Raw genomic sequence first — 20,929 nt, forward strand, 5'->3', positions numbered from 1 at the left:
CCACGGGAGGTGACCTGCCGCCGTCGTCGGCTGGCTGCCCGCATCGAGGCCGTTCATAAACCGCCCGGTTTTCACTGTATTCTCGGTGCAGACGGACACGTACCCGATCCGCAACAATGCAATTGTCTGGCCACCCTCCAGACATCAGGGAGGATCAATGAAGATCATCGTTCTCATGAAAGAGGTCCCCGATACCTACGGGGAGCGCACGCTGAATCTGGAGACCGGGCTCGCCGAGCGGGGTGCCACGGAGGCGGTGCTCGACGAAATCGGTGAGCGCGCTCTCGAAGCGGCGCTGTCAAGCGCCGAGAAGATTGACGGCTCAGAGGTCATTGTTCTCTCCATGGGCCCGGCAACGGCCGCCGCAACACTTCGCAGGGCTCTTGCCATGGGGGCGGCCAAGTTGGTGCACATCTCGGACGAAAAGCTTTCCGGCGCTGACCTCGGTCTCACCGCGGACGTGCTTGCGGCAGCAATTCGCCGCATCGGATTTGACCTCGTCATTACCGGCAATCTGTCCACGGATGGCTCGGGCGGTGTGCTGCCCGCCATGCTTGCCGAGATACTCGGGGTGCCGCACGCCAGCACACTCAACTCGGTGGAGATTTCAGCTGGTCGTCTCGAAGGAACACGGGAAGCTAATGGCGGTGTCATGACGGTCGCCACGGAATTGCCCGCCCTTATTTCGATCACCGACAGGTTCCCTGCTGCCCGCTTTCCCAACTTCAAGGGCATTATGGCCGCAAAGAAGAAGCCCGTGGAAATGCTGACCGCCGCTGAGCTTGGCGTTGACTCTGATGCGCTGGACAATCCACGATCCATCATGATTTCAGTCTCCGAGAAGCCCCCCCGATCAGCCGGGACCAAGATCGTTGATGAGGGCGACGGCGGCAAGAAGCTCGCCGAGTTCCTTGTACAGAACCGACTGGCGTGAGGAAGCAGCCATGACTACATTTCCTGATGATTCCATCCTTGTGCTCGTCGAGGCTACGCCGTCGGGCGAGCCAGCCAAAAGCGCTGCCGGACTGCTCGGCGCAGCCTCCGGAATCGGGACCCCGGTGGCCCTCATCGTGGCGCATCCAGGCAGGGGTCCAGAAGCGGCGGCAGCGTGCGGCGCTCTGGGTGCTGAGCACGTGCTGGTCGCGGAAACTGAGGCAGCGACCGCGTGGCTCGCCGTCCCCGCGGCGGACGCGCTCGCCAGTGCTGCGGACCTGGTCCGCCCCGACGCGATCCTGATCTCCAACTCCGCTGATGGCCGCGACGTCGCTGGACGCTTCGCCGCCCGGACGCGCTCCGCCGTCGCCGTCGACGCCGTTGGTGTTGCACGCGATGAGGAGGGCATTGTGGCCCATCACTCCGTCTACGGCGGCGCCTATAACGTTCATTCAGCGCCAACGTTTGGAGCACCGGTGATCACGGTCCGGGAGGGCGCGGTCGATGCCCGCGCTGAGGCTGTGGAACCAGCCGTCGAGATGCTCGACGTGACACCATCTGGTGCGGCTGCCGCATCGATCGAGTTGTTCGAGGAGCAGTCGGTGGAATCGAGCCGCCCCGAGCTGCGCGGCGCGGCGAAGGTTGTCGCCGGCGGCCGCGGCCTCTCGTCCGAGGAGCAATTCGCCCTTGTTGACCAACTGGCCGACGTCCTTGGCGCGGCCGTGGGGGCCTCCCGTGCCGCCGTCGACGCCGGATACGTTCCCAACAGTCATCAAGTTGGACAAACCGGCGTCTCCGTTTCGCCGCAGCTGTACGTGGCGCTCGGCATCTCCGGCGCAATCCAGCACCGGGCCGGAATGCAGACAGCCAAGACAATTGTCGCCATCAATAAGGACCCGGATGCGCCGATCTTCGACATCGCTGACTTTGGCGTAGTGGGAGACCTCTTCCAAGTGGTACCGCAATTGATCGAGTCGCTCTCTGCGCGAAAGGAATAGGCAATGGTGACGCCTAGTCGCACGATGCGTCGAGGTTTGCCCCGGCGGAGCGGCGGGGAATCATGGCCTCCCGAAAGTGCGTCTCCTGCGGGGATGGTTGAGGACACGGCTTCGGGCCTTTCCGCGGATGCCGCCGCGGAGGTTTCGGCGGACATTGGCGCGGTGCTTTCCGCGGACGCTGGTGCGGGTGCCGCGGGTGCCGCTGATACTCCCGGTCCCGGTTCCACGGCCGGGGCAGGCGGCATAGCGGATGCGGGTGCGGGACCAAGGACGACGCCGGGCGCCCACAGGGAAGGCCGCAGGGGCCTTCCACGTGTGCCGGGCGCCCATGCATGGCCGCCGGCGCGCGAAACGCCAACTGTTGCGGATTCCGGAGAGCGGGCAGGAGCGGATTCCGCCGTCGTTCAGTCTGAGGTGGCTGCGCCCCAGGCAGACGCAACCACGCCGGCCGCAGCTCCTGCCGCGGCGCCGCCGTCCGCAACGCCGCCGTCCGCAACGCTGGCCGCGGATCCGCCTGCGTCCACCGTCGGGCATGCGATGCGTCGCGGATTGCCCCGCGTGCACGGTGGTGAGAGGTGGCCGGCAGCCACCGCCATGGTTCCTCAAGCCCCTGGGGTACTGGATCCATCTCCTCCGCTGGCACGGGAAGAGACGGGGCCGGCAGAGGTGGTTGAAGCGCCTGTACCGGGCGAGGCCGCACACGAAGCTGGGTCTGCAGGTCTGCGGGCAGCCGCCGTCGACCCCTCGCCCGCAACAGCGGACCCTGTCGCCGTCGAACCCGCCGTCGCCGCCGCACCAGTGACCCGTGCCGCCGCCGCGGAACCCGACGCCGCACGCCAAGAAAAGCCGGGCAAGGAACTCAGTCGCCCGGCAACGTTGGTTCGTGGCGGAATTGGCCTCCTGGTGCTTGCTGTTGTTGCGGTCCTCTTCACCCGCTGGTTTGTCACGCTCGGCTTCATGCAGGACTTCCTGGTGAGCTACCCCGGCGAAACGCCCCTGCCCGCTGATGCACAGCCGGGTTTCCCGGCATGGGTCCAGTGGCAGCACTTCTTCAATACTTTCCTGATCGTCCTGATCATCCGTTCCGGTCTGCAGGTACGCAGAGAAGAACGGCCGAGCGGCTACTGGACCCCGCGATGGTCAAAGGGCGGGAATGGAAAGATCAGTCTCAATCTGTGGTTCCATCAGGCCCTGGACATACTATGGCTCCTCAATGGCGCAGTCTTTGTGGTGTTGCTGTTTGCAACGGGCCACTGGATTCGGCTTGTACCCACCACCTGGGAGGTCTTTCCGAACGCGCTTTCGGCGGCTATCCAGTACGTTTCCCTGGATTGGCCCACCGAGAACGGATGGGTGAACTACAACAGCCTCCAGATGCTCATGTATTTTCTTACGGTCTTTGTCGCGGCTCCACTGGCTGCGATCAGCGGTGCGCGAATGTCAGGCATCTGGCCCAAGAACACAAAGACGTTGAACCGCGTCTACCCGGTTGAGTGGGCGCGGGCAATTCACTTCCCTGTCATGCTCTACTTCGTCGTCTTCATCATCATTCACGTCGCGCTTGTGTTTGCGACCGGGGCGCTGCGCAACCTCAACCACATGTACGGCGGTCAGGATGTGGTGAACTGGGCAGGCTTCTTGATCTTCTTCGTGTCCCTGCTCCTGATCGTTGGCGCGTGGATTGCGGCACGGCCACTCATCCTGGCGCCGATCGCGGGGCTGTTTGGAAGGGTCAGCTCACGCTAACCCTAGTTGCCCAACCGCCGAACACGCCTGCCCGCCCAGCTCCCGAACTGGGCGGGCAGAACTGTTCCTGCCCACTCAGTTGCTGGACTCAGTGGGCAGGGGCGCGGCGGTGGCGCACGGACTGTTTCATGAGCCATATTGACGGCTCGCGCGCGTGATAACCTGAAAGCGATCAATGTGCAACCCCTGGATCCGAATCGGCTGTCGGAGGGGGTCATTCCGGAGCCAGATGCTGCTCCGCCTCCGTTTTACCTCAGAGACTTGTGGGGGAGTTAGATCGGCCTAAGGAAGGCGATCGAAATGCACGCTCATCGAAATGCACGGCGCAGCTTCACCGCGCTGCTGTTCTCCGCAGTATTTGTCCTGGCCATCCCCGCATCGTTGGGCGGTGCCGGCGCCAGTGACCCGCCCCGCCCTTTGGAACCTATTGGTGACCCTATTTCCGGCCACATTGACGAGGGTGACATTCAGTTGGAGTTGGAAACTCTCGCTGAGGAAGATGGCTTGACTGCCCCTAACTGGGGTACTTACGCGCCCGGCGCACCGGGGGTCTTGTTTGTGGTGGACCAGGTTGGCCCGCTTTGGGCCATCGACACGGAAAGCGGCGACAAGAACGAGATTCTCGATACCGCGCCACTGCTGGTGCCGCTCTTGCCTGAAGGAGACGAACGGGGCTTCCTGGGCGTCGCATTCCATCCGGACTTCGAAAGTAATGGACTCTTCTACACCATGACGTCCGAACCCATTCCGGGTGCGCCGTCGACCGCCGATCAGCAACCTAATCACCTCGCAACCCTGCGCGAGTGGACCGACCCAAACCCAACCGCCGATCCGATGACCAGGACTCCACTGGCTCCAGCTGACTCCAGGGTTCTCCTCACCATTGAGGAGCCGCAGTTCAATCACAACGGCGGCGCCCTGTTCTTCGGCACCCGCTCCGACGACCGCAACCTGCTGTATATCACAACGGGTGACGGCGGCTGCGCGGACGACCAGAACGGCCAGTTGGGCCTTGCCGGTGAAGGGCCCTGCATCAGCCATGAGGGTCCAGGTAATGCGCAGAGACTCGATAACCTGTTGGGCAAGATCCTGCGAATGGACCCGTTGACGTCCACCGAACCGGAGATTTATGCCTACGGATTCCGGAACCCGTTCAGGGCTTCCTCGGACCGGATGGATCTCGGTGGCACGGGAGAGATCTGGACTGCTGACGTAGGACAAAACAACATCGAGGAGGTTAACGCACGCATTCAACAGGGCGGCAACTACGGCTGGGCGGTCAAGGAAGGAACCTTCCAGTTCAACCAGGGCGGTACCGAGTTGGACGGTTTCGCTTCGGACGGATTTGTCTTTGCCAATACTCCTGGCCAGCCAGCCGGACTGATCGATCCGGTTGCCCAGTATGACCATGACGAGGGCGTGGCCACCATTGGCGGGTTCGTGTACAGGGGCTCCCAGCTGCCGGAGCTTCGCGGCACCTACGTGTTTGGCGATTACTCCGACGGCTTCAACTCCGGAAACGGGCGGGTGATGTACGTCGTCGAGGATGACCGCGCCGATCCCGACGACCGGACCCCGAACGTCTTCAACCTGGTGAATGGGCACATCAATCTGTTTGTGCTCGGGATCGGTGAGGACATGAACGGCGAGCTGTACGTTCTGGCCAACAAGAGTGGCGGAGTGGACGACGACGAAGGTGTGGTGATGAAGCTGGTGCGGGAATGCAGTGGAGACGCTGACTGCCGAGATTAAGTTGCCCGCCGGGCTGCCCGCTTCAAGTGGGCAGGGGCGCGGCGGCGCTCACGTGCTACGCGGCCAACCGCCGCCTGACCAACGCAGACACCTGATCCACCACCACAATCAGCACCAGGACCACGATGATGTGCGTGAGCATCTCATCGAACTGGAATGACTTGATCGACTGGTTGATCAGCAGGCCAATACCGCCCGCTCCCACCAGGCCCAGCACCAGCGACGAGCGCACGTTCACATCGAACCGGTACAGCAGCAGCCCCACGAACTGCGGAACCACCATGGGCAGCGTTGCATGGGCCACCTGCTGCGTGCGGTTGGCCCCGGCCGTGCGGAGTGCCTCCTGCGGCCCCTGGTCAATCTCCTCCATGGACTCCGCCCACAGCTTGCCCATCACGCCGGTGTTGTGGCAGATGAGCGCCAGCACACCCGCAAACGGTCCCAGCCCAACGGCGGTCACAAAGATCAGCGCGAACACAATGTCCGGCACGGCACGGAAGAAGGACAGCACTGAACGGGCCGCTTGGTAGACCAGCGGATGCGGCGACGTTGTCCGTGCCCCGAGTACTGCCAACAGGATGGCAAACGGCACCGACAATGTTGTCCCCAGCAGCCCGATCCACAGAGTCACCACCGTGGCCTCGAGGCTGGGACCAAGCACCTCCCAGCTCAGATCCGGCGGGAACGCCTCCGCCAGAAAGCGCGCCATCCCTTCCCAGCCCTCGATGAGCCGGGCGGGCCGGAACTCGGTTCCTTCGAACGCGAGCACGTGCAGGACAACAACGACGACGACGGCGGCAGCCAGCGAACCTGTCCGCCACCTGCGGCGCGGGTCGCGTGGGACGGGCATGCGGCGCGGGGTTGCGCGGGGTGTATCAAGTGGTGTGCTCATGTCAGGTCCATCCGGTCGGGCTGGTAGAGCTCATCGAGCTGGGCGCCGGTGAGGTCCCGGGTGGGGGTGTCGAAGACCATCCGCCCCCCAAGCAGTCCAATGGCTCGGTCAGCGTGCCGCCGGGCCAGATCCGGCTGGTGCAGCACTGCCGCGACTGCCAGGTTCTCCGAGTGGGCAAGATCGTGCAGCAGTGCCATGACCCGCTCAGCGGCGTGCGGATCCAGCGCAGAGACGGGCTCGTCCGCGAGGACAATCGTTGCCCGCTGGCACAGCGCCCGCGCGACGGCCACTCGCTGCTGCTGTCCACCGGAAAGCTGTGAGACCTTGTCCAGCGCGCGGTCCGCGAGCCCCACCCGGTCCAGGCATGCCATGGCTTCCTCACGGATTTCCCGCGGAAACAGGGCAGGAATCAGGGACCGTGATGTCGGAATCCGGTTCAGCGCACCGGCGCACACGTTATCGAGCGCTGACCGGCGCGGGACCAGGTGAATCTTCTGAAAGATCATTGCGGCCTGCCGTCGTGCCGCTTGAAGCTGCCCGCCACGCAGGGGACCGAGCGCCGCGCCGTCCAGGGTGATCCCGCCGTCGTCGGGCTCTGCGAGACCCATCACGCACTTCAGCGTGGTGGATTTACCGGACCCGTTGGCACCCAGGAAGGCCACGAGCTCGCCGTAACGGACATCGAAGTCCACCCCGGAGAGGACCGTACGCCCGCCGTAGCGCTTGGTGAGGCCGCGGACGCTCAGGGCGGTGGTCTGCAGGATGGGCGCGGCCATCGTGAGGCTAGACATCTTTTTCGGTGAGACCCATGGTGTCGGCCAGGTCAAAGAGCGGTGAGTACGTGTCCTTGGTGACCTCAACCAGAGGGCCGGGAGGAGTGACGTCGAGGAACGCACCCACCTGCTCCACGTCCGCCGGAGAGAGGTCCATCAGGGCGTCTTTCACGGCGTCTTTGAACGCGGGATCCATGTCGCCGCGGACGGTGATGGGGTCATTCGGGATGGGGTCGGATTCCCAGATCTGCTTGAACTTGCTGGCGTCAAAGGTTCCTTCACCCTCGGCGGTGGCGAGGGTCTGGGAGTTGATCTGCGCCGCCTCAACCGCGCCATTGGTCAGTGCAAGCAGGGCCTCCGGATGTCCACCGGTGTAGTCCATCTTCAGGTCCGCGTCTTCCAGCCCTGCCTCGCGGAGGGCGTAGCGGGGGAGGACGTCACCGGAGCTGGAGCCCACACTGCCGAGCGCGAGTGACTTGCCGCGCAGGTCCTCGATGCTCTCGATCTCGGAGTCTGCGGCCACCCAGATGCCGCCGGTGTAGGAGCTGAGTTCGCCGTCGGCAGTGCCGAAGGAAACCAGCGGCTCGGCACCCGCTCGATCGCTGGCGAAGACAAAGCCGATCGGACCGAACTGCCCGAGGTCCAGTTTGCCGTTCTCCATCGCGAGAACCTCGGCGGCGTAGTCCTCGACCACCTGGACATTGACCGGGCAGTCGAGCTTTTCGGACAGGGCGTCCGCAAGCACCTGGTACGCAGGTTCAAGCTTGGCGGGATCCTCGTAGGGCTCAATGCCGAATTGGATCTCACCGTTGGGGCAGGTTGGTGATGCGTCGGCTGCTTCGGTGGTGCCGCCGCACGCGCTCAGCGAAAGGGCGACGACGGCGGCAAGGGACACGGGGATCAGGTGCTGCTTTTTCATGAGCTTCCTCTGTGTGAATGAACGGATTCGAAGAGAGAGTTGAGGGTGCGTTCGGCAAGTCCGAAGGAGACGGTCATGCCAACGCCGGAGGTCACCGAGACGGCCGTGACTCCCGGTTGGACCTCTTTGACGAGCAGAGGTCCGTTGGGGCTGGAGGCGTAGATGCCCTGCCAGCGTTCGGTGATTTCCAGTGGCATTCCCAGAAGGGCGCCGATTTCGGCATTGATCAGGTCCGTGGTGTTCTCGGAGAGGAACGGAGCGGCGGTGTGCTGGTAGGTGTGGGAATCGCCCAGGATGAGCGAGCCGTCCGGGTGCTGCGTGAACATGACATTCGCGCCGATAGCCTGCAGTCCGCTGTCCACGGTGCGGCTCAGTTCAATTGCCGACGGCATCTCGGTGAAGGCGTCGTAGCGGAGCATGGACGTGGCGGTGAGCACGGCAGGCCCCAGGGTCAGTCCGGCCGGCTGCGCTGCCCGCGACATCTGCAGCGTGCAGCGCTCCACGATGTGTTCTTTGGAGACGGACGGAAAGAGATAATCCACGTCATGACCCACGCAGACGATGGTCCGGCGTCCGTAAACCGTCCCGCGGTTGGTGTGGACGGCGCCGTCGTCGAACCCGACTGCACTTGTCCTCCACAGAAAGTCGACGCCCTGTTCCTGAAGCCACGCTGCGAGTTTCCCCACCGTGGTCCGCGGGTCAACCCGGAGGTCATCGCGAAGCATGGCACCGCCCAGGATCGCCGGGTCAGGGGTTCCCTGTGCCGTCCGCAGCTGTGCTGTTGTTTCCTCAGCGCGCAGGACGGTCACCTGCCCGGCCTCCCGCCTCCCGGCGAGTTCGCGCAGGACCTGGAGTTCGACGTCGTTCCGTGCCACTACCAGCGCGCCTGCCTCGGATGCCCAGAACCCTGCACGCTCAGCGAAATAGAGCCAGTGACCGCGTGACGATTGCGCCAGGTCGTACAGCTCGCCGCTCTGCGCCGTGATGCAGCAGTGACCAAAGTTTCGGATGGAGGCGCCCACCGCGCGGTCATCACGCTCAATGACGGTGACAGTCAGCCCGCGGCCGACGGCAAGCGCCGCGTGGGCAAGTCCCACGATGCCTGCGCCGATAACGACAACGTCGGCAGGGTTTTTGGAGTTGGTTGGGTTGTTCACGCTTTCGATGGTGCAGGGTGCCGGGCCGTGTACACAAGCGAAAACAGTACTTATGTATACAAGTTCACTGAAACTTTACTTTGAGGCGTTGTGGTTTACCGAAAGTTCATCTTGAGGGCTTGTATTCACGGGGTTACTGACCAAGCCAAGTTGTATGATCAAGTTGTGGATAACATCGTATACCTGCCGATGCACCAGCGCCTCAGCGAGGAGTTCAGGGAGCGCATCGCTCAGGGAGTCTGGTCACCCGGCTCACAGTTGCCCAGCGAATCCGAGCTGTGCCGGGAGTTTGGCACGTCGCGCGGTCCGGTGCGGCAGGCGCTTGCGGCGCTGCGGGCCGAGGGTACTGTGACGGGCGGCCGGGGCAGGCCGCCGGTGGTCCGCGGGCAGGTCCAATCGCAGTCCTTCTCCACATTCATGTCTTTCACGGAGTGGGCGCATTCCCTGGGGAAGACGCCGGGGCAGCGCACTCTGGAGATTGCACGGCGGGCGGTGTCCGCGGAGGCCGCAGCACAGCTTTCGCTTCCCGAGGATGAGCAGGTGGTGCAGGTCATCCGGCTCAGGCTGCTGAACGGGATTCCGGCGATGATCGAGCGCACAACCTTTGTGCTGTCTGTGGGAAACCTGCTGTTCGATTTCGACACCAACGCCGGCTCCATCTTCGCCTACCTGAAAGAACAGGGAGCGGACTTGTTCAGCGCCCGCCACACGATTGACGCCGTTGCCACGACGGATGAAGATGCCGAGCTGCTGCAACAGGCGGTGGGTACGCCGCTGCTGAGGGAACGCCGGTTGACCAGCTCGGCCGCCGGCGTCGGTCTTGAATATTCGGATGACCGCTATCTGCCCGCACTTACCAACTTCACCATTGAAAACAATGTCCAGCACCGGGCCAATCTGGTCCGGGTGCATACAGCCTAAGGAATTCTCTTGATCAAGCTTGTCGCCTTTGACATGGCCGGAACCACCATCGACGAACACGGCGACGTGTATCTCTCCCTTGCCCGCGCCGTGGAGGAGACAGGGGTATTGACCTCACCCGAAGACATCCAGCAGTGGATGGGGGCGGATAAGCGTGAGGCAATCACCGCGCTGATTGCCTCCGGTGGCGGATCGGCCTCACCTGAAGCGGTTGATCGGGCGTTTGACCGGTTCCGGGAGATTCTTTCCTCTCTCTACGCCGCCAATCCGCCGGTAGCGCTTCCGGGTGTGGAGGATACGTTGCGTGAGTTGAACGCCCGCGGGGTGAAGGTTGCCCTGACAACGGGGTTCTCGCGCGATGTCGCGGATCCACTGCTGAAGGGTCTGGGCTGGCATGACGCAGACTTTATTGACGCCGTCGTTTGTTCCGATGAGGTGGCACTTGGCCGTCCGGCGCCGTACATGATCCACCGGTCCATGGAACTCACCGGCGTCCTCAACGTGACAGAGGTGCTGGCCGCCGGGGATACCGTCAACGACCTGCGGGCGGCCACGAACGCTGGCGTGCTGGCGGTGGGCGTTTTGACGGGGAAGCTGGGGCGGGAAGAGCTTGAGAGCCATCCTCACCATTACATAGTGGACGGCGTCGTGGACGTGCCGGCGCTGTTGGAGCGGCTGTAGGGGTCCAGCCGGGCGGGGGCTGAACCGAATCCTGCACCTTTTCCGGGCCACTTTTTGGAGAAGGCCCGGTTTCACGTGGTTCAGCCGGTGGAAACCCAGCCACAATGGCTCAGAAGCTGCAGGATCCGGTCCAGCCCCGCCGCGGTTAGCGGGCCACCGGCTCCTTAGCCTCCAACAGCGACAGCTCGCTTCGGCGGGGCAGCCCTTCCCAATCACCTTGGACAAGGCAGACGGTGAGGATCAGCTGATGATCTTTATAGCCCGATATCACTAAGAGTTGGCCTAGCCGCGCGCCCGGAAGTTCTCCATTTGCCGGTGCCGCCGCTGCAAACTGTCCCGCCGGGGTGACGGCGTCACATCAGGGTCCTCGGCAGTCAGCTCAATGTGCCGGGACCCGTAATGCCACAGAAGCACGTCGTCCAGGAGACGGTCCGGACCTGGCGAGTAACGGTGATCCAAGGCCCGCCGCACCGCAGTGATGGTGTCTGCCTGGAGCAGCGAGGCAAGCGCCGTCGTCGTCGTGAGGCCATGTGCTGCCAGCAGTTCCGCCGCCCATCCCCAGTTGTCGTCTGACTTGCGGTCAACGTGTGGAAGGAGGGTCTGCCAGACCTCGCGCACCCGGTCCGGCGCCAACGCGACGCTTCCCTCGCCGGAAGCGTCCCAGAATCCTGTGACCTTCTCATACCTGTCATGAAGCTCGGCAAACGCGGACTCGACGGATTCAAGCATTGCAGCTGTTCCGGTGAACTGCCGGTCAAAATAGGGGCTCCAGGCCTTGGGATTGGAAGCCTTGAACCGGATGTCGTGTTCAATTTCCGACCACGCATGAGCCAGCACGGTGCGGATCTGCGTCTCGAATAGATAGCTTCCGCCCGCTTTGGAGCTCGGATCCAAGAGCTGCTGATAGGCGCGGACGGCGTCGTTCTGGATGGTCCGCAGGATCAGGTGCCGGCTGGAGTAGCCGTACGTGCCGGACTCGATGGAACCAATGTCCTTCTCCCGGTCACCCCGGCAGTCGAACTCCTGCCGCTGGCGCTTGATCAGGTTCGCGGCCAGGTCCACTTCGTGCGGCAGCGTGGTGATGACACGAACGCCGACGACGTCCGTCAGGTTCCGAAGCGGATCAGGGAAGACAAGAGTGGGAGCGGAGTCCGGTGCCACGAGCATGCGCGATGCCTTGTCCCTGAATGACTCCACGGTCTTGGTGCGAGCCGTAACAAAAAGGGGGTTGATGCCCGAATCGGCAAAGATCGCCTGGATGCTGTCGCGGACCCCCCGTGTCACAGCCTCAACGGACGGACGCAGCCGCTCAAACTCGCGGGTGCTCTCCTCCACCGCCGGACGAAGTCCGTCATCCAGTTCATCCCAGGCGCTCATAGACGGTTTCTCAGAGCGGACCGCCCACTTGACCCTGACGTCCCGCTGACGGGTAGTCGTGCGGGTTTACCGGACGGTCTTCGTCGGATGTCGAGCCCTCGCGGTTCTCGTAGGTTCGTGCAGTTCGCAGATCCTTGGACCGGTTCCGCAGTCCCAAAGTCACCAGAGCTAGACCTTCGACCAGGAGCAGCGCCCCCACAGCAAACAGCACGTAAGCCGCGGCGTCAGCCCTGCCGGAGAACACCTCAAACAGCGGAGTCGGCAGGATGAACAGGGCGGCAACCAGAGACGTCCCGCCAATTAACAGCAATTTTCCGTGCGAGCTCATCATTCCCCTTTGATAGTCGTCCTCCATTCAAGCATCTCCCGCCCAGGAGCGCGCGGGCAAGGGGGCCACGGTCACAGATCAGCGCATCAGCGGCTCCGGTAGTCCAGCTGGACCCTATCCAAACGGTGCGGATCCTCAAGTGGCTGGCCGGAAGGGCTCAGGTCTATATCGAAATCCTTCGCAAAGATCAGGCGACTGTCCTTAAGGACGCCGGGGTGGCTCTCGTCGAGTTCAAAGATACGGGCGCCACGCAGGTTGTTTTTGGTGGCATCCCCGAGTCCGTAGGGCGCAAAGCCGGTTCCAGGGCCGTACCCGAGCTGGATCCCGTAGTAGTCGCCGACGTAGGTGTTGATGTGGTCGTGGCCTACGAAAACGCCTTTGACGTCACCCCGCTCCTGCAGCGCGGAGTACATTCCCGAGTTGAACGGGCCCGGGCACTCATCCTCGTTGCGTTCGCCGACAATCTGGTGCTTCTCCATGGCGCGCTCGTGGTCTGCATCCGTGCGTGAATCAACCGAGCTGAACCACATAAAGCGGTGCTCCCACAAGGCGATGTGGAAGAACATCAGGGAGGGAACCTTCATTCCGTACTGCTTCTCAAGCCGTGCTGATTGGTCGCGGTACCAGCTGACCTGGTCCGCCCGGATCCAGTCCCAGCCCGGGTAGCCTTCGAAGTTCTGCCCGGCAATCTTGTCCGGCGCGTAGCGGCCACCATCAATCAGCCACAGGTTGAAGGCCGGCCCGATGCCGCGCGAGGAGCGGATCAGCAGATTGCCGTTGCCGGTGCCCGTGAGGTCGTCCGGATCGGTCTGGTTCAGGTTGTGTCCGTAACTCTGGACGAACCGAAGCATCCTGGGTTCGTCCATTCCTGTTTGCGCCATCGAATCCTCGTCGTGGTTGCCAAACGTGATGGCCCACGGTATCCCCCGGTCTTCCATGGGGAATACCACGTGATTGAGTGCCTGCATCACTTGCAGTTCCGTAGTCATCCCTCCGGTGATCACGTCGCCGTTGATGAGGGCAAAGTCCGGCTTTTCGGAGTCGAGGGTGCGTTCCATCAGTTCGATGGTTCGCTTGTCCGTCCGGTGAGTGTCCTGAGTGTCGTTGAACTGCACCACCTTGAACCGGCCGTCGCTGTTGAATTTCAGTGGTATCTCTTTGGACTTACCGCTTCCTCCGGGAGCGCCGACGGCGGGGGAAGTGCCGATCATTCCCGCGATGGCCGCGGCGCCTCCCACGGTCAGTGCACCGCGTCGGCTCACGCCGGGATGATTGGAGGTTGACCCGGATGTAATGCTGTTGTCCACGAGGCAGTCCTTTCGAAGTCGTTGGGCAGTCTGCTGCCCCGCATACTTTCCCAGCGTCGGGATAACGGGTGTGGACGGGAGGCTTTCCCCAAGTTGAACAAACTATTCACCGACTGTTTGGCAGGGCACGCCACGTTAGGCTTCAGAATGTGAGCAATGTACGACGACGCACCGTTCTGGGTGCCGCCGCCGCCTTTGGCGCTGCGGCAGTATCCGGCTGCGCGCCCGGTGCGGCCCCCGAACCGGAGGAAACCATGGCCTTGCAGCGCCACACCTACGGCGCCGATCCCAACCAGTTCGCTGAGCTGTACCTGCCGGCAGAACGCACCCAGCCCGGCGTCGTCGTCATCGTTCACGGCGGATACTGGCGTGCCGAGTACACCCTGGAACTGGGGGTTCCGCTGGCCAAAGATCTGGCGGAGCGCGGGTATGCCTGCTGGAACCTTGAATACCGCCGGGCCGGTGACGGCGGCGGCTGGCCCGCCACCTTTGAGGACATCAGCGCGGGAATCAATTTGCTCGCCACCGCAGCGGAGGAACATGGACTCGACCTGAGTACGACGACGGCGCTCGGCCACTCGGCGGGCGGCCACCTTGCGGTGTGGGCGGCCGGGAGGGCCTCTCTTCCCCTGGGTGCGCCGGGATCCGGCGTCCCGGCGGTGCCGTTGACCGGCGTCGTCAGTCAATCGGGCGTGTTGAACCTTGCGCTGGCCCGTGAGGAAGGACTGGGAGGCGGCGCGGTAATGAACCTGCTGGGCAACGCCGGCCCTGAGGCCTACCAGCTGGCGGACCCGATGACCGCCATTCCGCTGGACGTCCCAGTGCTCGCGCTGCACGGCGAGGAGGATTCGACGGTGCCGGTGAGCCAGTCGTCGTCGTACGTGGATGCTGCAGCGGCCGCCGGCGCCGAGGCCGAGCTGGTGATGATTCCGGGTGACCACTTCGCCATGATCACTCCCGGAACCGATGCCTGGGAACGGGTGGTGGAAGCGGTGGGACGGCTGGCGGCATCGTAGACGGCCGCACACCGAGGTGATCGAAGCGCATCCGTGCGCCGGAATGTGGGATCCTTGCAGGGATGAGCGCACGATCGCGGTTCCACCGGCTAGCCCACCGCACAGGGCTGGAAATATTGGGCTGGACCCTTGTGGTGCTCGGATTCGCGGCACTCGTACTTCCGGGACCGGGGCTGCTGATGCTCGTCGCCGGACTTGCGGTCCTTTCGCAGCAGTACGCCTGGGCCGAACGCCGACTGCACCCCGTCAAGGAAAAAGCCTTTCAGGCCGCAAAGATCGGCGTGAAGACCTGGCCGCGGATTGTTGTGAGCTGTCTCAGCGCGCTCGCTTTCATGACGGTTGGAATCGTGTGGATGATCGGGCCGCCCGTGCCCGGCTGGTGGCCGCCGGAGCCCGGGTGGTGGTTGGCAAACCTTAACTGGTGGCTGCCGGGCGGTTGGGGCACGGGGCTGAGCCTGGTGCTCTCCGCCATCATTGCGCTGGTGCTGATCGTGTACAGCGTCCGCCGGTTCCGCTAGCACCCGCCGCCGGCATCATTGCACGTCATGCGGCGGCACCCTCGCACCACGAGGTGCTACCTTGAATCCGTGCTCACGGTAATCGGGGAAACCCTCATTGACAAAGTCATCAGCGATACAGCCCCGCCCCGCGCCCATGTGGGAGGTAGCCCCATGAATGTGGCAGTGGGACTGGCAAGGCTCGGCCATCCCGCACAGTTCCTGGGCCGGTTTGGCGATGACCAGTACGGCCGGATGATCCACAACCACCTTGCCAACAACTCAGTGCTCACACCGCTGCAGGCAGACGGCCACCCCACCAGTGTTGCAACCGCCCGGTTGGACCCCGCGGGCGGTGCGTCCTACGATTTCCAACTCCTCTGGGAACTGCCGCAGCTGAGGGATCAGCAGGAGAAACTGTTGGAGGGGACAACCCTGCTCCACACCGGTTCTATTGCCACCATGCTGGAGCCGGGGGCTGCGGATGTGCTGGGTGCCGTCCAAAAGGCACACCCCAACGCCACCATCAGCTACGACCCCAACTGCCGCCCCACCATCATCACCGATGTCGATTTCGCCCGCTCGCAGGCCGAGAAATTTGTGGCGCTCGCGGACGTTGTGAAGGCGTCCGACGAGGACCTGGAGTGGCTCTACCCGGACCGCGACGTCAAGGAGTCCGCTCGTCAGTGGCTGGCAATGGGCCCTGCCATGGTGGTGGTGACCCGCGGCTCGCAAGGGCCGTGGGCCGTCGTCGTGCGCGGTGAAAGCGAGGTAAAGGCGCCGGTGACCAGCGTCGTCGACACGGTGGGTGCGGGGGATTCGTTCATGGCGGCCCTGCTCGGCGCGCTCGTGGACCGGGAGCTCGACGGCGCCCAGCGAAGGAATGACCTGCACCACATATCCGTTGAGCAGGTGAAAGCAGTGCTGGCGTACGCGGCCAAGGCGGCCGCCTTGACGGTGTCGCGCGCCGGTGCCAATCCGCCCAATCGAGCTGAGCTAGGCACTACCTAAGACAACCAGGAGTAGAGATGACCCGCGATCCGTATGCAGATCTCCCAGCCGTACCCGAGTTTGACGTAACCAGCACGGATATTTCGCATCATCAGCCGCTTGACGTCAAGCATGCTTCCGGCGTCATGGGTGCGGGGGGCCAGGACGTATCGCCGCAGTTGTCCTGGAGCGGATTCCCGGAGGGCACCAAGAGCTTCGCTGTCACCGTGTATGACCCGGATGCGCCGACCGCCAGCGGGTTCTGGCACTGGGCCGCCTTTAATATCCCGGTCAGCACCACATCGCTTCCCTCGGGCGCCGGAACGAATGGGAGCGGTGACCTGCCGGCGGGCGCTGTGCAGTTGAAGAACGACGGCGGCTTCCGCGGCTTTGTCGGCGCGGCACCACCCGAGGGCCACGGCACGCACCATTACCACGTGGTGGTTCACGCCGTGGACGTTGAGCAGCTGGAGGTGCCGGGAGAGGGCAGCAACGCGTTCCTTGGGTTCAACCTGTTTTCCCACACCCTTGGCCGCGGGCGCATCGTCGCCACGTACGAGCAGTAGCGGGCGCGTATGTTTATCCTGTTTGGATTCAAAACCGCGGTGAAGCTGCTGTTCAGCAGGCCGGACACTTGTCGGTATTGCAAACAGCATGCGGCTCAGCGGGTGGAAGAACGCGCCACCAAGTTCACGCTGTTCTTCATCCCGCTCTTCACTACGCGGAGACGATACCAGCAAACCTGCGCCAATTGCGGCGGTGCTACGGAGCTGTCGAAGCGGGAGAAGGCTGCCCTGGCAGGCTGAATTGGGAGGCCGGTAGCGTCCACCGGCCTCCCCCAGCTCGCTGCGCCCGCCGCGGTGCCCTCGGCCGGTAAGCTTAGTAACCCCTGCAGCTGAAAAAGGAGTGATGCATGCGCCTGGTGGCCAGTGACATGGACGGGACCATTGTTGGTCACGACGGCACGATCAGCGAGCGCACCGTCCGCGCCTTCGAGCGTTGCCGGCAGCAGGGCATCGAGGTGGTTTTCGTGACCGGCCGGCCGCCGCGCTGGCTGGAACCATTGCGCCAACTCGAGTACGCGGGCAAGGTCATCTGTTCCAATGGCGCCCTGACCTACGACCTGGGAGCGGAAAAGGTGCTGTCCTCACACCTTCTGGACAGCTCCAGCATTTTCGAGGCGCGGAACATCATCAAGGGCATCTTTCCGGCGGCGGCCTTCGCAGCAGAAACGGTGTCCGGTTTCCACGTGGAGCACGGATTCGCGGAGGAGGCATCCCTCGAGCTGCTGGGCGGTGTCAGACCCAAGCCGCTGGCGGAGAGCCTGAACGGCGAAGGTGTCATCAAGTTCCTCGCGCGTGAGCGTGACATCACGCCCGATGAGTTCCTCCACGAGGTGGCCCCTGCCATCGAACATCTCGTGGCAACCACCCACTCTGCGCCCAGCGTGGCCATGCTCGAAATGTCGGTTCCCGGTATCAACAAGTCGGTAACCCTGGCGCAGTACGCCGCCGACCTTGGGATCGACGCCAGCGAGGTGGTGGCTTTCGGCGACATGCCCAATGACATCCAGATGCTCGGCTGGGCAGGCCACGGCTACGCCATGGCGTCGGGCCACGCGGATGCTCTCGCGGCAGCGAACCTTCGCGCGCCCGCGTTTGACGACGACGGCGTCGCCCAGGTTCTCGAGGAACGCCTGGCAGCGCTGAAATCGGCATAAGGCGCGCTAGGTGAGGCCGTACTTCCTGAACGTCGGCACCGCCGGCCAGCAGCGCCCGCTGGCGCTGTCCCACCGCGGGTTTTCCCCGGAGGGGTATGAGAACACCATGGCCGCCTTCACCGCGGCCATTGCACAAGGGTTTGCGTTCCTGGAAATTGACGTGCGCACGTCGCGGGACGGCGTCGTCATGGTTTTCCACGATGAGCGGCTGGACCGCGTGACGGACGGTACCGGTAGGGTGGCGGATCTGACCGCCGCTGAGCTGGGGGAGCTCCGCGTCGGCGGCCACGAAGGCATTCCCACACTCGAAGAGGTCCTGCGACGCTGGCCCACCATTCGACTCAACGTCGATATCAAGGACGATGCCGCCGTCGTGCCCTTTGTCCATCTGATCGAGCGGCTCCAAGCACATGATCGCGTGCTGGTTGCAGCCTTCTCCGATCGCCGCAGGCGGAAGGTGCTTCGCGGGCTGTCCCGCCCCGTTGCATCGTCGGCGGGAATGTTCGCCAACGGACTCGTTAAGGTGCTTAGCCCGCTGCGGTTGACGCACGTTGTTGCAACGCTTGCCAGGATTGACTGCATTCAGGTCCCGTTGACCTTTCACGGGATGAACGTGGTCACCCCGGGTTTTGTGAAGCGGTGCAGGCGGGCCGGCCTGCCGGTGCACGTGTGGACCATCAACGACCCCGCGGTTATGCGGCGCCTGCTGGATATTGGCGTGGACGGACTGATTTCGGACCGGGCGGATCTGCTCTCCCGCGTCATGGAGGAACGCGGCCTCTGGCCGCAGACCCCTGCCAAAAGCTGAGGCTAGCGGAGGGTGCCCGTCCGCACCTGCACGTGACCTCCGCGGAGGGAGGCGCGCCCAACGTCGTCGCACCCGTCCTCCACAGCCGTCCAGGGATGGGCGTCAATGTCGGATCCGCCCAGCCCGCACGCAAGGCGGGCCAGCGGCTCGAACACCCGAAACGCCGCGGTTGGCCGCTGCATGTCCACCACAGCTACGCGGGTGCCCGGTTCATACGCGGGTGCCCGGTTCAAAGGGCACGACGACGGCACTCCAGACTGTGTGCCAGTCCGGGATCAGGGACAGAACGTAGGTGGTGATGACGGCGTCGACCGGTGGGAGGTTCGGGAGCGGCCCGGCGAGGTCAGCCTCCATCAGCGTGACCCCCGAAAGTCCGCGCCGTTGCGCTTGGACCAGCATGGCCGGGCTCCGGTCCACGCCGATGATCCGGCCGTGCGGACCGACGGCGGAACCCAGCCCGGGAAAGTTCAATCCGGTTCCGCAGCCCAGGTCCAGCACCGTCATCCCTGGCTTGAGCCGCAGCAGTTCGATCCCCACCCGGCGGCCCGCCCCGTAGACCGGCCACTCACCGGAGAGAGTGTCGTAAAACGGGGCGAAGCTCTCGTACCGGTCCATGCTTCAAAACTAGCGGCTACTCATGCCATTTCGTTTAGCTTTGAACTCTTTGTGTCAGAACTTGTATTGCGCAGCCCACACAGTTGTCAGTGCCAAGTTGGTTGCTTACTGTCTTCGCCGACCAAAGCTGCACGGAATGGCCGGCTTGACCCGTGAGCGCACCGTGATTGACTGGACAGATGTGGGATCTAGTAGTGATCGGTGGGGGAACGGCCGGGCTGGTTGGCTCTCAAACAGCAGCGAGCCTTGGCGCGAAGGTGCTTTTGGTGGAGAGCAACAGAACCGGAGGGGAGTGCCTGTACACGGGCTGTGTCCCGTCCAAGGCGCTGCTGGCTGCGGCATCGGCTGCAGCCGAGGTCCGTCACGGAAGCGCGCTGGGAGTCGACGCTGTGCTGAAGGTCGATTTCAACCGGGTGATGGATCATGTCCGTGCGGCCATCGCACACATTGAGCCGGTTGATTCGCCTGAGGCGCTCGAAGCTGCCGGTGTCTCGATGCGCAGGGGGCGGGCCGTGGTCACTGCGGATGGAAGGGTGGCGGTGGACGGCGCTCCCCTGAGCACGCGCAATGTTCTGATCGCCACCGGGTCCGATCCCGTGGTCCCGGACATTCCCGGCATCGGCGGCATCGACGTACTCACCAACGACACCGTGTGGAACCTGACCGAACTGCCGGCTCGCCTCGTTGTGCTGGGCGGCGGACCGGTGGGTTGCGAGCTCGCGCAGGCGTTTGCCCGCCTCGGATCCAAAGTGACCCTCATCCAGACCCGCGGCCGGCTGCTGCCGAGGGAGGATCAGGAAGCTTCAACACTGGTCATGCGGGCGCTGGAGAACGACGGCGTCACAGTCCTCACCGGAATCAGCGCCGCATCCATTGCGCCGAAGGAAAGCGGAGGGACACTGACGACGACGGCCGGTCACTCTGTGGAATTCACGCACCTCCTTGCGGGCGTGGGCCGGGTACCTCGAACCTCGGGGATGGGACTTGCGGAGGCCGGTATTGCCATCGACGGGCACGGTCATATTGTGACCGACAAGTACCTGCGCACCAGCCTTGCCGGGTTTTGGGCGTCCGGCGATGTCACCGCCAACCCAAAATTCACTCACACAGCAGGTGTTCACGCGAGTGTTGCCGCGGCCAACGCGGTCGTTGGCCGGATCAGAACCATTCCCGCTGTGAACCCAAGGGTGACATTCACTGATCCGGAAGTTGCCGCCGTCGGGCGCTCGACGAAAAGGCAGCGAACCATCCATCACACTCACGTGGACCGCGCCGTGGCGCAGGGGAGAACGGAGGGCCTGACGCGCATTTCGCTTGATCGGCACGGGCGGATTGTCGGCGGAACCATTGTGGGGCCGCATGCGGGGGAAACGATGGGGGAACTGGCGCTGGCCGTTCATCTCCGGCTGAAGGCGTCCGCGTTGACGGGCGTCACGCATGCCTATCCCACCTACAACGACGGGCTGCGGAACGCTGCTATCGCCCAGACGCAGGCGGGT

23 protein-coding genes are annotated in these 20,929 nt (G+C 63.8%); 14 read left to right on the forward strand and 9 right to left on the reverse strand.

Annotation, left to right across the window (positions count from 1 at the left end; translation table 11 throughout):
• The first annotated feature begins 157 nt into the window (after positions 1 to 157).
• From Y708_RS0120790 to Y708_RS26920, 4 genes are all read left to right on the forward strand, one after another.
• Complete coding sequence (locus Y708_RS0120790) at positions 158 to 934, forward strand: electron transfer flavoprotein subunit beta/FixA family protein (protein WP_028281397.1); 777 nt, start codon at positions 158 to 160, stop codon at positions 932 to 934.
• A gap of 10 nt (positions 935 to 944) precedes the next feature.
• Positions 945 to 1,931 (forward strand): electron transfer flavoprotein subunit alpha/FixB family protein, encoded by a 987-nt coding sequence (locus Y708_RS0120795; RefSeq protein ID WP_028281398.1) that lies wholly within the window; start codon positions 945 to 947, stop codon positions 1,929 to 1,931.
• A gap of 93 nt (positions 1,932 to 2,024) precedes the next feature.
• The gene (locus Y708_RS0120800; protein WP_343213004.1) at positions 2,025 to 3,677 is read left to right on the forward strand and encodes a cytochrome b/b6 domain-containing protein; all 1,653 of its coding nucleotides are present in this window, start codon (positions 2,025 to 2,027) and stop codon (positions 3,675 to 3,677) included.
• A gap of 300 nt (positions 3,678 to 3,977) precedes the next feature.
• Positions 3,978 to 5,429 carry a PQQ-dependent sugar dehydrogenase gene (locus Y708_RS26920; protein WP_051479249.1) on the forward strand — a complete coding sequence of 484 codons (1,452 nt, stop codon included), beginning with the start codon at positions 3,978 to 3,980 and terminating at the stop codon, positions 5,427 to 5,429.
• A 55-nt stretch (positions 5,430 to 5,484) separates the two neighbouring features.
• Here the strand turns inward: Y708_RS26920 and phnE are convergent, their stop codons facing one another.
• From phnE to Y708_RS26925, 4 genes are read right to left on the reverse strand one after another with little or no spacing between them, the layout of a single operon-like run.
• Positions 5,485 to 6,321, reverse strand: a complete 837-nt coding sequence (gene phnE, locus Y708_RS0120810; protein ID WP_028281400.1) for a phosphonate ABC transporter, permease protein PhnE — start codon at positions 6,319 to 6,321, stop codon at positions 5,485 to 5,487.
• On the reverse strand, positions 6,318 to 7,112 hold the full coding sequence (locus Y708_RS0120815; RefSeq protein ID WP_253905913.1) for a phosphonate ABC transporter ATP-binding protein: 795 nt from the start codon (positions 7,110 to 7,112) through the stop codon (positions 6,318 to 6,320). The genes phnE and Y708_RS0120815 overlap by 4 nt, the downstream gene beginning before the upstream one ends.
• Positions 7,105 to 8,013 carry a phosphate/phosphite/phosphonate ABC transporter substrate-binding protein gene (locus Y708_RS0120820; RefSeq protein ID WP_028281402.1) on the reverse strand — a complete coding sequence of 303 codons (909 nt, stop codon included), beginning with the start codon at positions 8,011 to 8,013 and terminating at the stop codon, positions 7,105 to 7,107. The genes Y708_RS0120815 and Y708_RS0120820 overlap by 8 nt, the downstream gene beginning before the upstream one ends.
• Complete coding sequence (locus tag Y708_RS26925; protein ID WP_253905914.1) at positions 8,010 to 9,170, reverse strand: TIGR03364 family FAD-dependent oxidoreductase; 1,161 nt, start codon at positions 9,168 to 9,170, stop codon at positions 8,010 to 8,012. Before Y708_RS26925 ends, Y708_RS0120820 begins: the two co-directional genes overlap by 4 nt.
• A gap of 165 nt (positions 9,171 to 9,335) precedes the next feature.
• Here Y708_RS26925 and Y708_RS0120830 point away from each other — a divergent pair, with 165 nt between their 5' ends.
• Together Y708_RS0120830 and Y708_RS0120835 are read left to right on the forward strand one after the other, a co-directional pair.
• On the forward strand, positions 9,336 to 10,091 hold the full coding sequence (locus tag Y708_RS0120830; protein WP_253905915.1) for a GntR family transcriptional regulator: 756 nt from the start codon (positions 9,336 to 9,338) through the stop codon (positions 10,089 to 10,091).
• Positions 10,092 to 10,100: 9 nt separating this feature from the next.
• Positions 10,101 to 10,772, forward strand: a complete 672-nt coding sequence (locus Y708_RS0120835) for a phosphonatase-like hydrolase (RefSeq protein ID WP_028281404.1) — start codon at positions 10,101 to 10,103, stop codon at positions 10,770 to 10,772.
• Positions 10,773 to 11,054: 282 nt separating this feature from the next.
• On the opposite strand, the gene Y708_RS0120845 is transcribed toward Y708_RS0120835, so the two are convergent.
• The 3 genes from Y708_RS0120845 to Y708_RS0120855 form a co-directional block, all read right to left on the reverse strand.
• Positions 11,055 to 12,149, reverse strand: coding sequence for a GTP pyrophosphokinase (locus Y708_RS0120845; RefSeq protein ID WP_028281405.1), 1,095 nt, complete (start codon positions 12,147 to 12,149; stop codon positions 11,055 to 11,057).
• Positions 12,150 to 12,159: 10 nt separating this feature from the next.
• Positions 12,160 to 12,480, reverse strand: a complete 321-nt coding sequence (locus Y708_RS0120850) for a hypothetical protein (protein WP_216699860.1) — start codon at positions 12,478 to 12,480, stop codon at positions 12,160 to 12,162.
• Between the two features lie 83 nt (positions 12,481 to 12,563).
• Entirely contained in the window at positions 12,564 to 13,784 is a 1,221-nt protein-coding gene (locus tag Y708_RS0120855; RefSeq protein ID WP_253905916.1) for a metallophosphoesterase family protein, read from the reverse strand.
• Positions 13,785 to 14,038: 254 nt separating this feature from the next.
• Here Y708_RS0120855 and Y708_RS0120860 point away from each other — a divergent pair, with 254 nt between their 5' ends.
• From Y708_RS0120860 to Y708_RS0120890, 7 genes are all read left to right on the forward strand, one after another.
• A complete protein-coding gene (locus Y708_RS0120860; RefSeq protein WP_028281408.1) occupies positions 14,039 to 14,800 on the forward strand; it encodes a prolyl oligopeptidase family serine peptidase in 762 nt (253 codons plus the stop codon).
• Between the two features lie 62 nt (positions 14,801 to 14,862).
• Complete coding sequence (locus tag Y708_RS26930) at positions 14,863 to 15,318, forward strand: PGPGW domain-containing protein (RefSeq protein ID WP_035777155.1); 456 nt, start codon at positions 14,863 to 14,865, stop codon at positions 15,316 to 15,318.
• A gap of 69 nt (positions 15,319 to 15,387) precedes the next feature.
• Positions 15,388 to 16,308 carry a carbohydrate kinase family protein gene (locus Y708_RS0120870; protein WP_028281409.1) on the forward strand — a complete coding sequence of 307 codons (921 nt, stop codon included), beginning with the start codon at positions 15,388 to 15,390 and terminating at the stop codon, positions 16,306 to 16,308.
• 17 nt (positions 16,309 to 16,325) lie between these two features.
• Positions 16,326 to 16,853 (forward strand): YbhB/YbcL family Raf kinase inhibitor-like protein, encoded by a 528-nt coding sequence (locus tag Y708_RS0120875; RefSeq protein ID WP_028281410.1) that lies wholly within the window; start codon positions 16,326 to 16,328, stop codon positions 16,851 to 16,853.
• Between the two features lie 9 nt (positions 16,854 to 16,862).
• Positions 16,863 to 17,093: a zinc-ribbon domain-containing protein gene (locus tag Y708_RS0120880; RefSeq protein ID WP_028281411.1), complete on the forward strand. Its 231-nt coding sequence runs from the start codon at positions 16,863 to 16,865 to the stop codon at positions 17,091 to 17,093.
• Positions 17,094 to 17,200: 107 nt separating this feature from the next.
• A complete protein-coding gene (locus Y708_RS0120885) occupies positions 17,201 to 18,007 on the forward strand; it encodes a Cof-type HAD-IIB family hydrolase (RefSeq protein WP_028281412.1) in 807 nt (268 codons plus the stop codon).
• A 10-nt stretch (positions 18,008 to 18,017) separates the two neighbouring features.
• Positions 18,018 to 18,815: a glycerophosphodiester phosphodiesterase family protein gene (locus Y708_RS0120890; protein ID WP_028281413.1), complete on the forward strand. Its 798-nt coding sequence runs from the start codon at positions 18,018 to 18,020 to the stop codon at positions 18,813 to 18,815.
• A 2-nt stretch (positions 18,816 to 18,817) separates the two neighbouring features.
• Here the strand turns inward: Y708_RS0120890 and Y708_RS31330 are convergent, their stop codons facing one another.
• Positions 18,818 to 19,048 carry a hypothetical protein gene (locus Y708_RS31330; RefSeq protein ID WP_253905922.1) on the reverse strand — a complete coding sequence of 77 codons (231 nt, stop codon included), beginning with the start codon at positions 19,046 to 19,048 and terminating at the stop codon, positions 18,818 to 18,820.
• Positions 19,026 to 19,430: a class I SAM-dependent DNA methyltransferase gene (locus tag Y708_RS26940; RefSeq protein ID WP_051479251.1), complete on the reverse strand. Its 405-nt coding sequence runs from the start codon at positions 19,428 to 19,430 to the stop codon at positions 19,026 to 19,028. Before Y708_RS26940 ends, Y708_RS31330 begins: the two co-directional genes overlap by 23 nt.
• A 179-nt stretch (positions 19,431 to 19,609) precedes the next feature.
• On the opposite strand from Y708_RS26940, the gene Y708_RS26945 reads away from it, so the two are divergent.
• Positions 19,610 to 20,929: dihydrolipoyl dehydrogenase family protein (locus Y708_RS26945; RefSeq protein ID WP_035777161.1), on the forward strand; the 1,320-nt coding region annotated here is incomplete at its 3' end.

Source organism: Arthrobacter sp. H5, from assembly GCF_000520595.1.
Classification (GTDB): Bacteria; Actinomycetota; Actinomycetes; order Actinomycetales; family Micrococcaceae; genus Arthrobacter_D.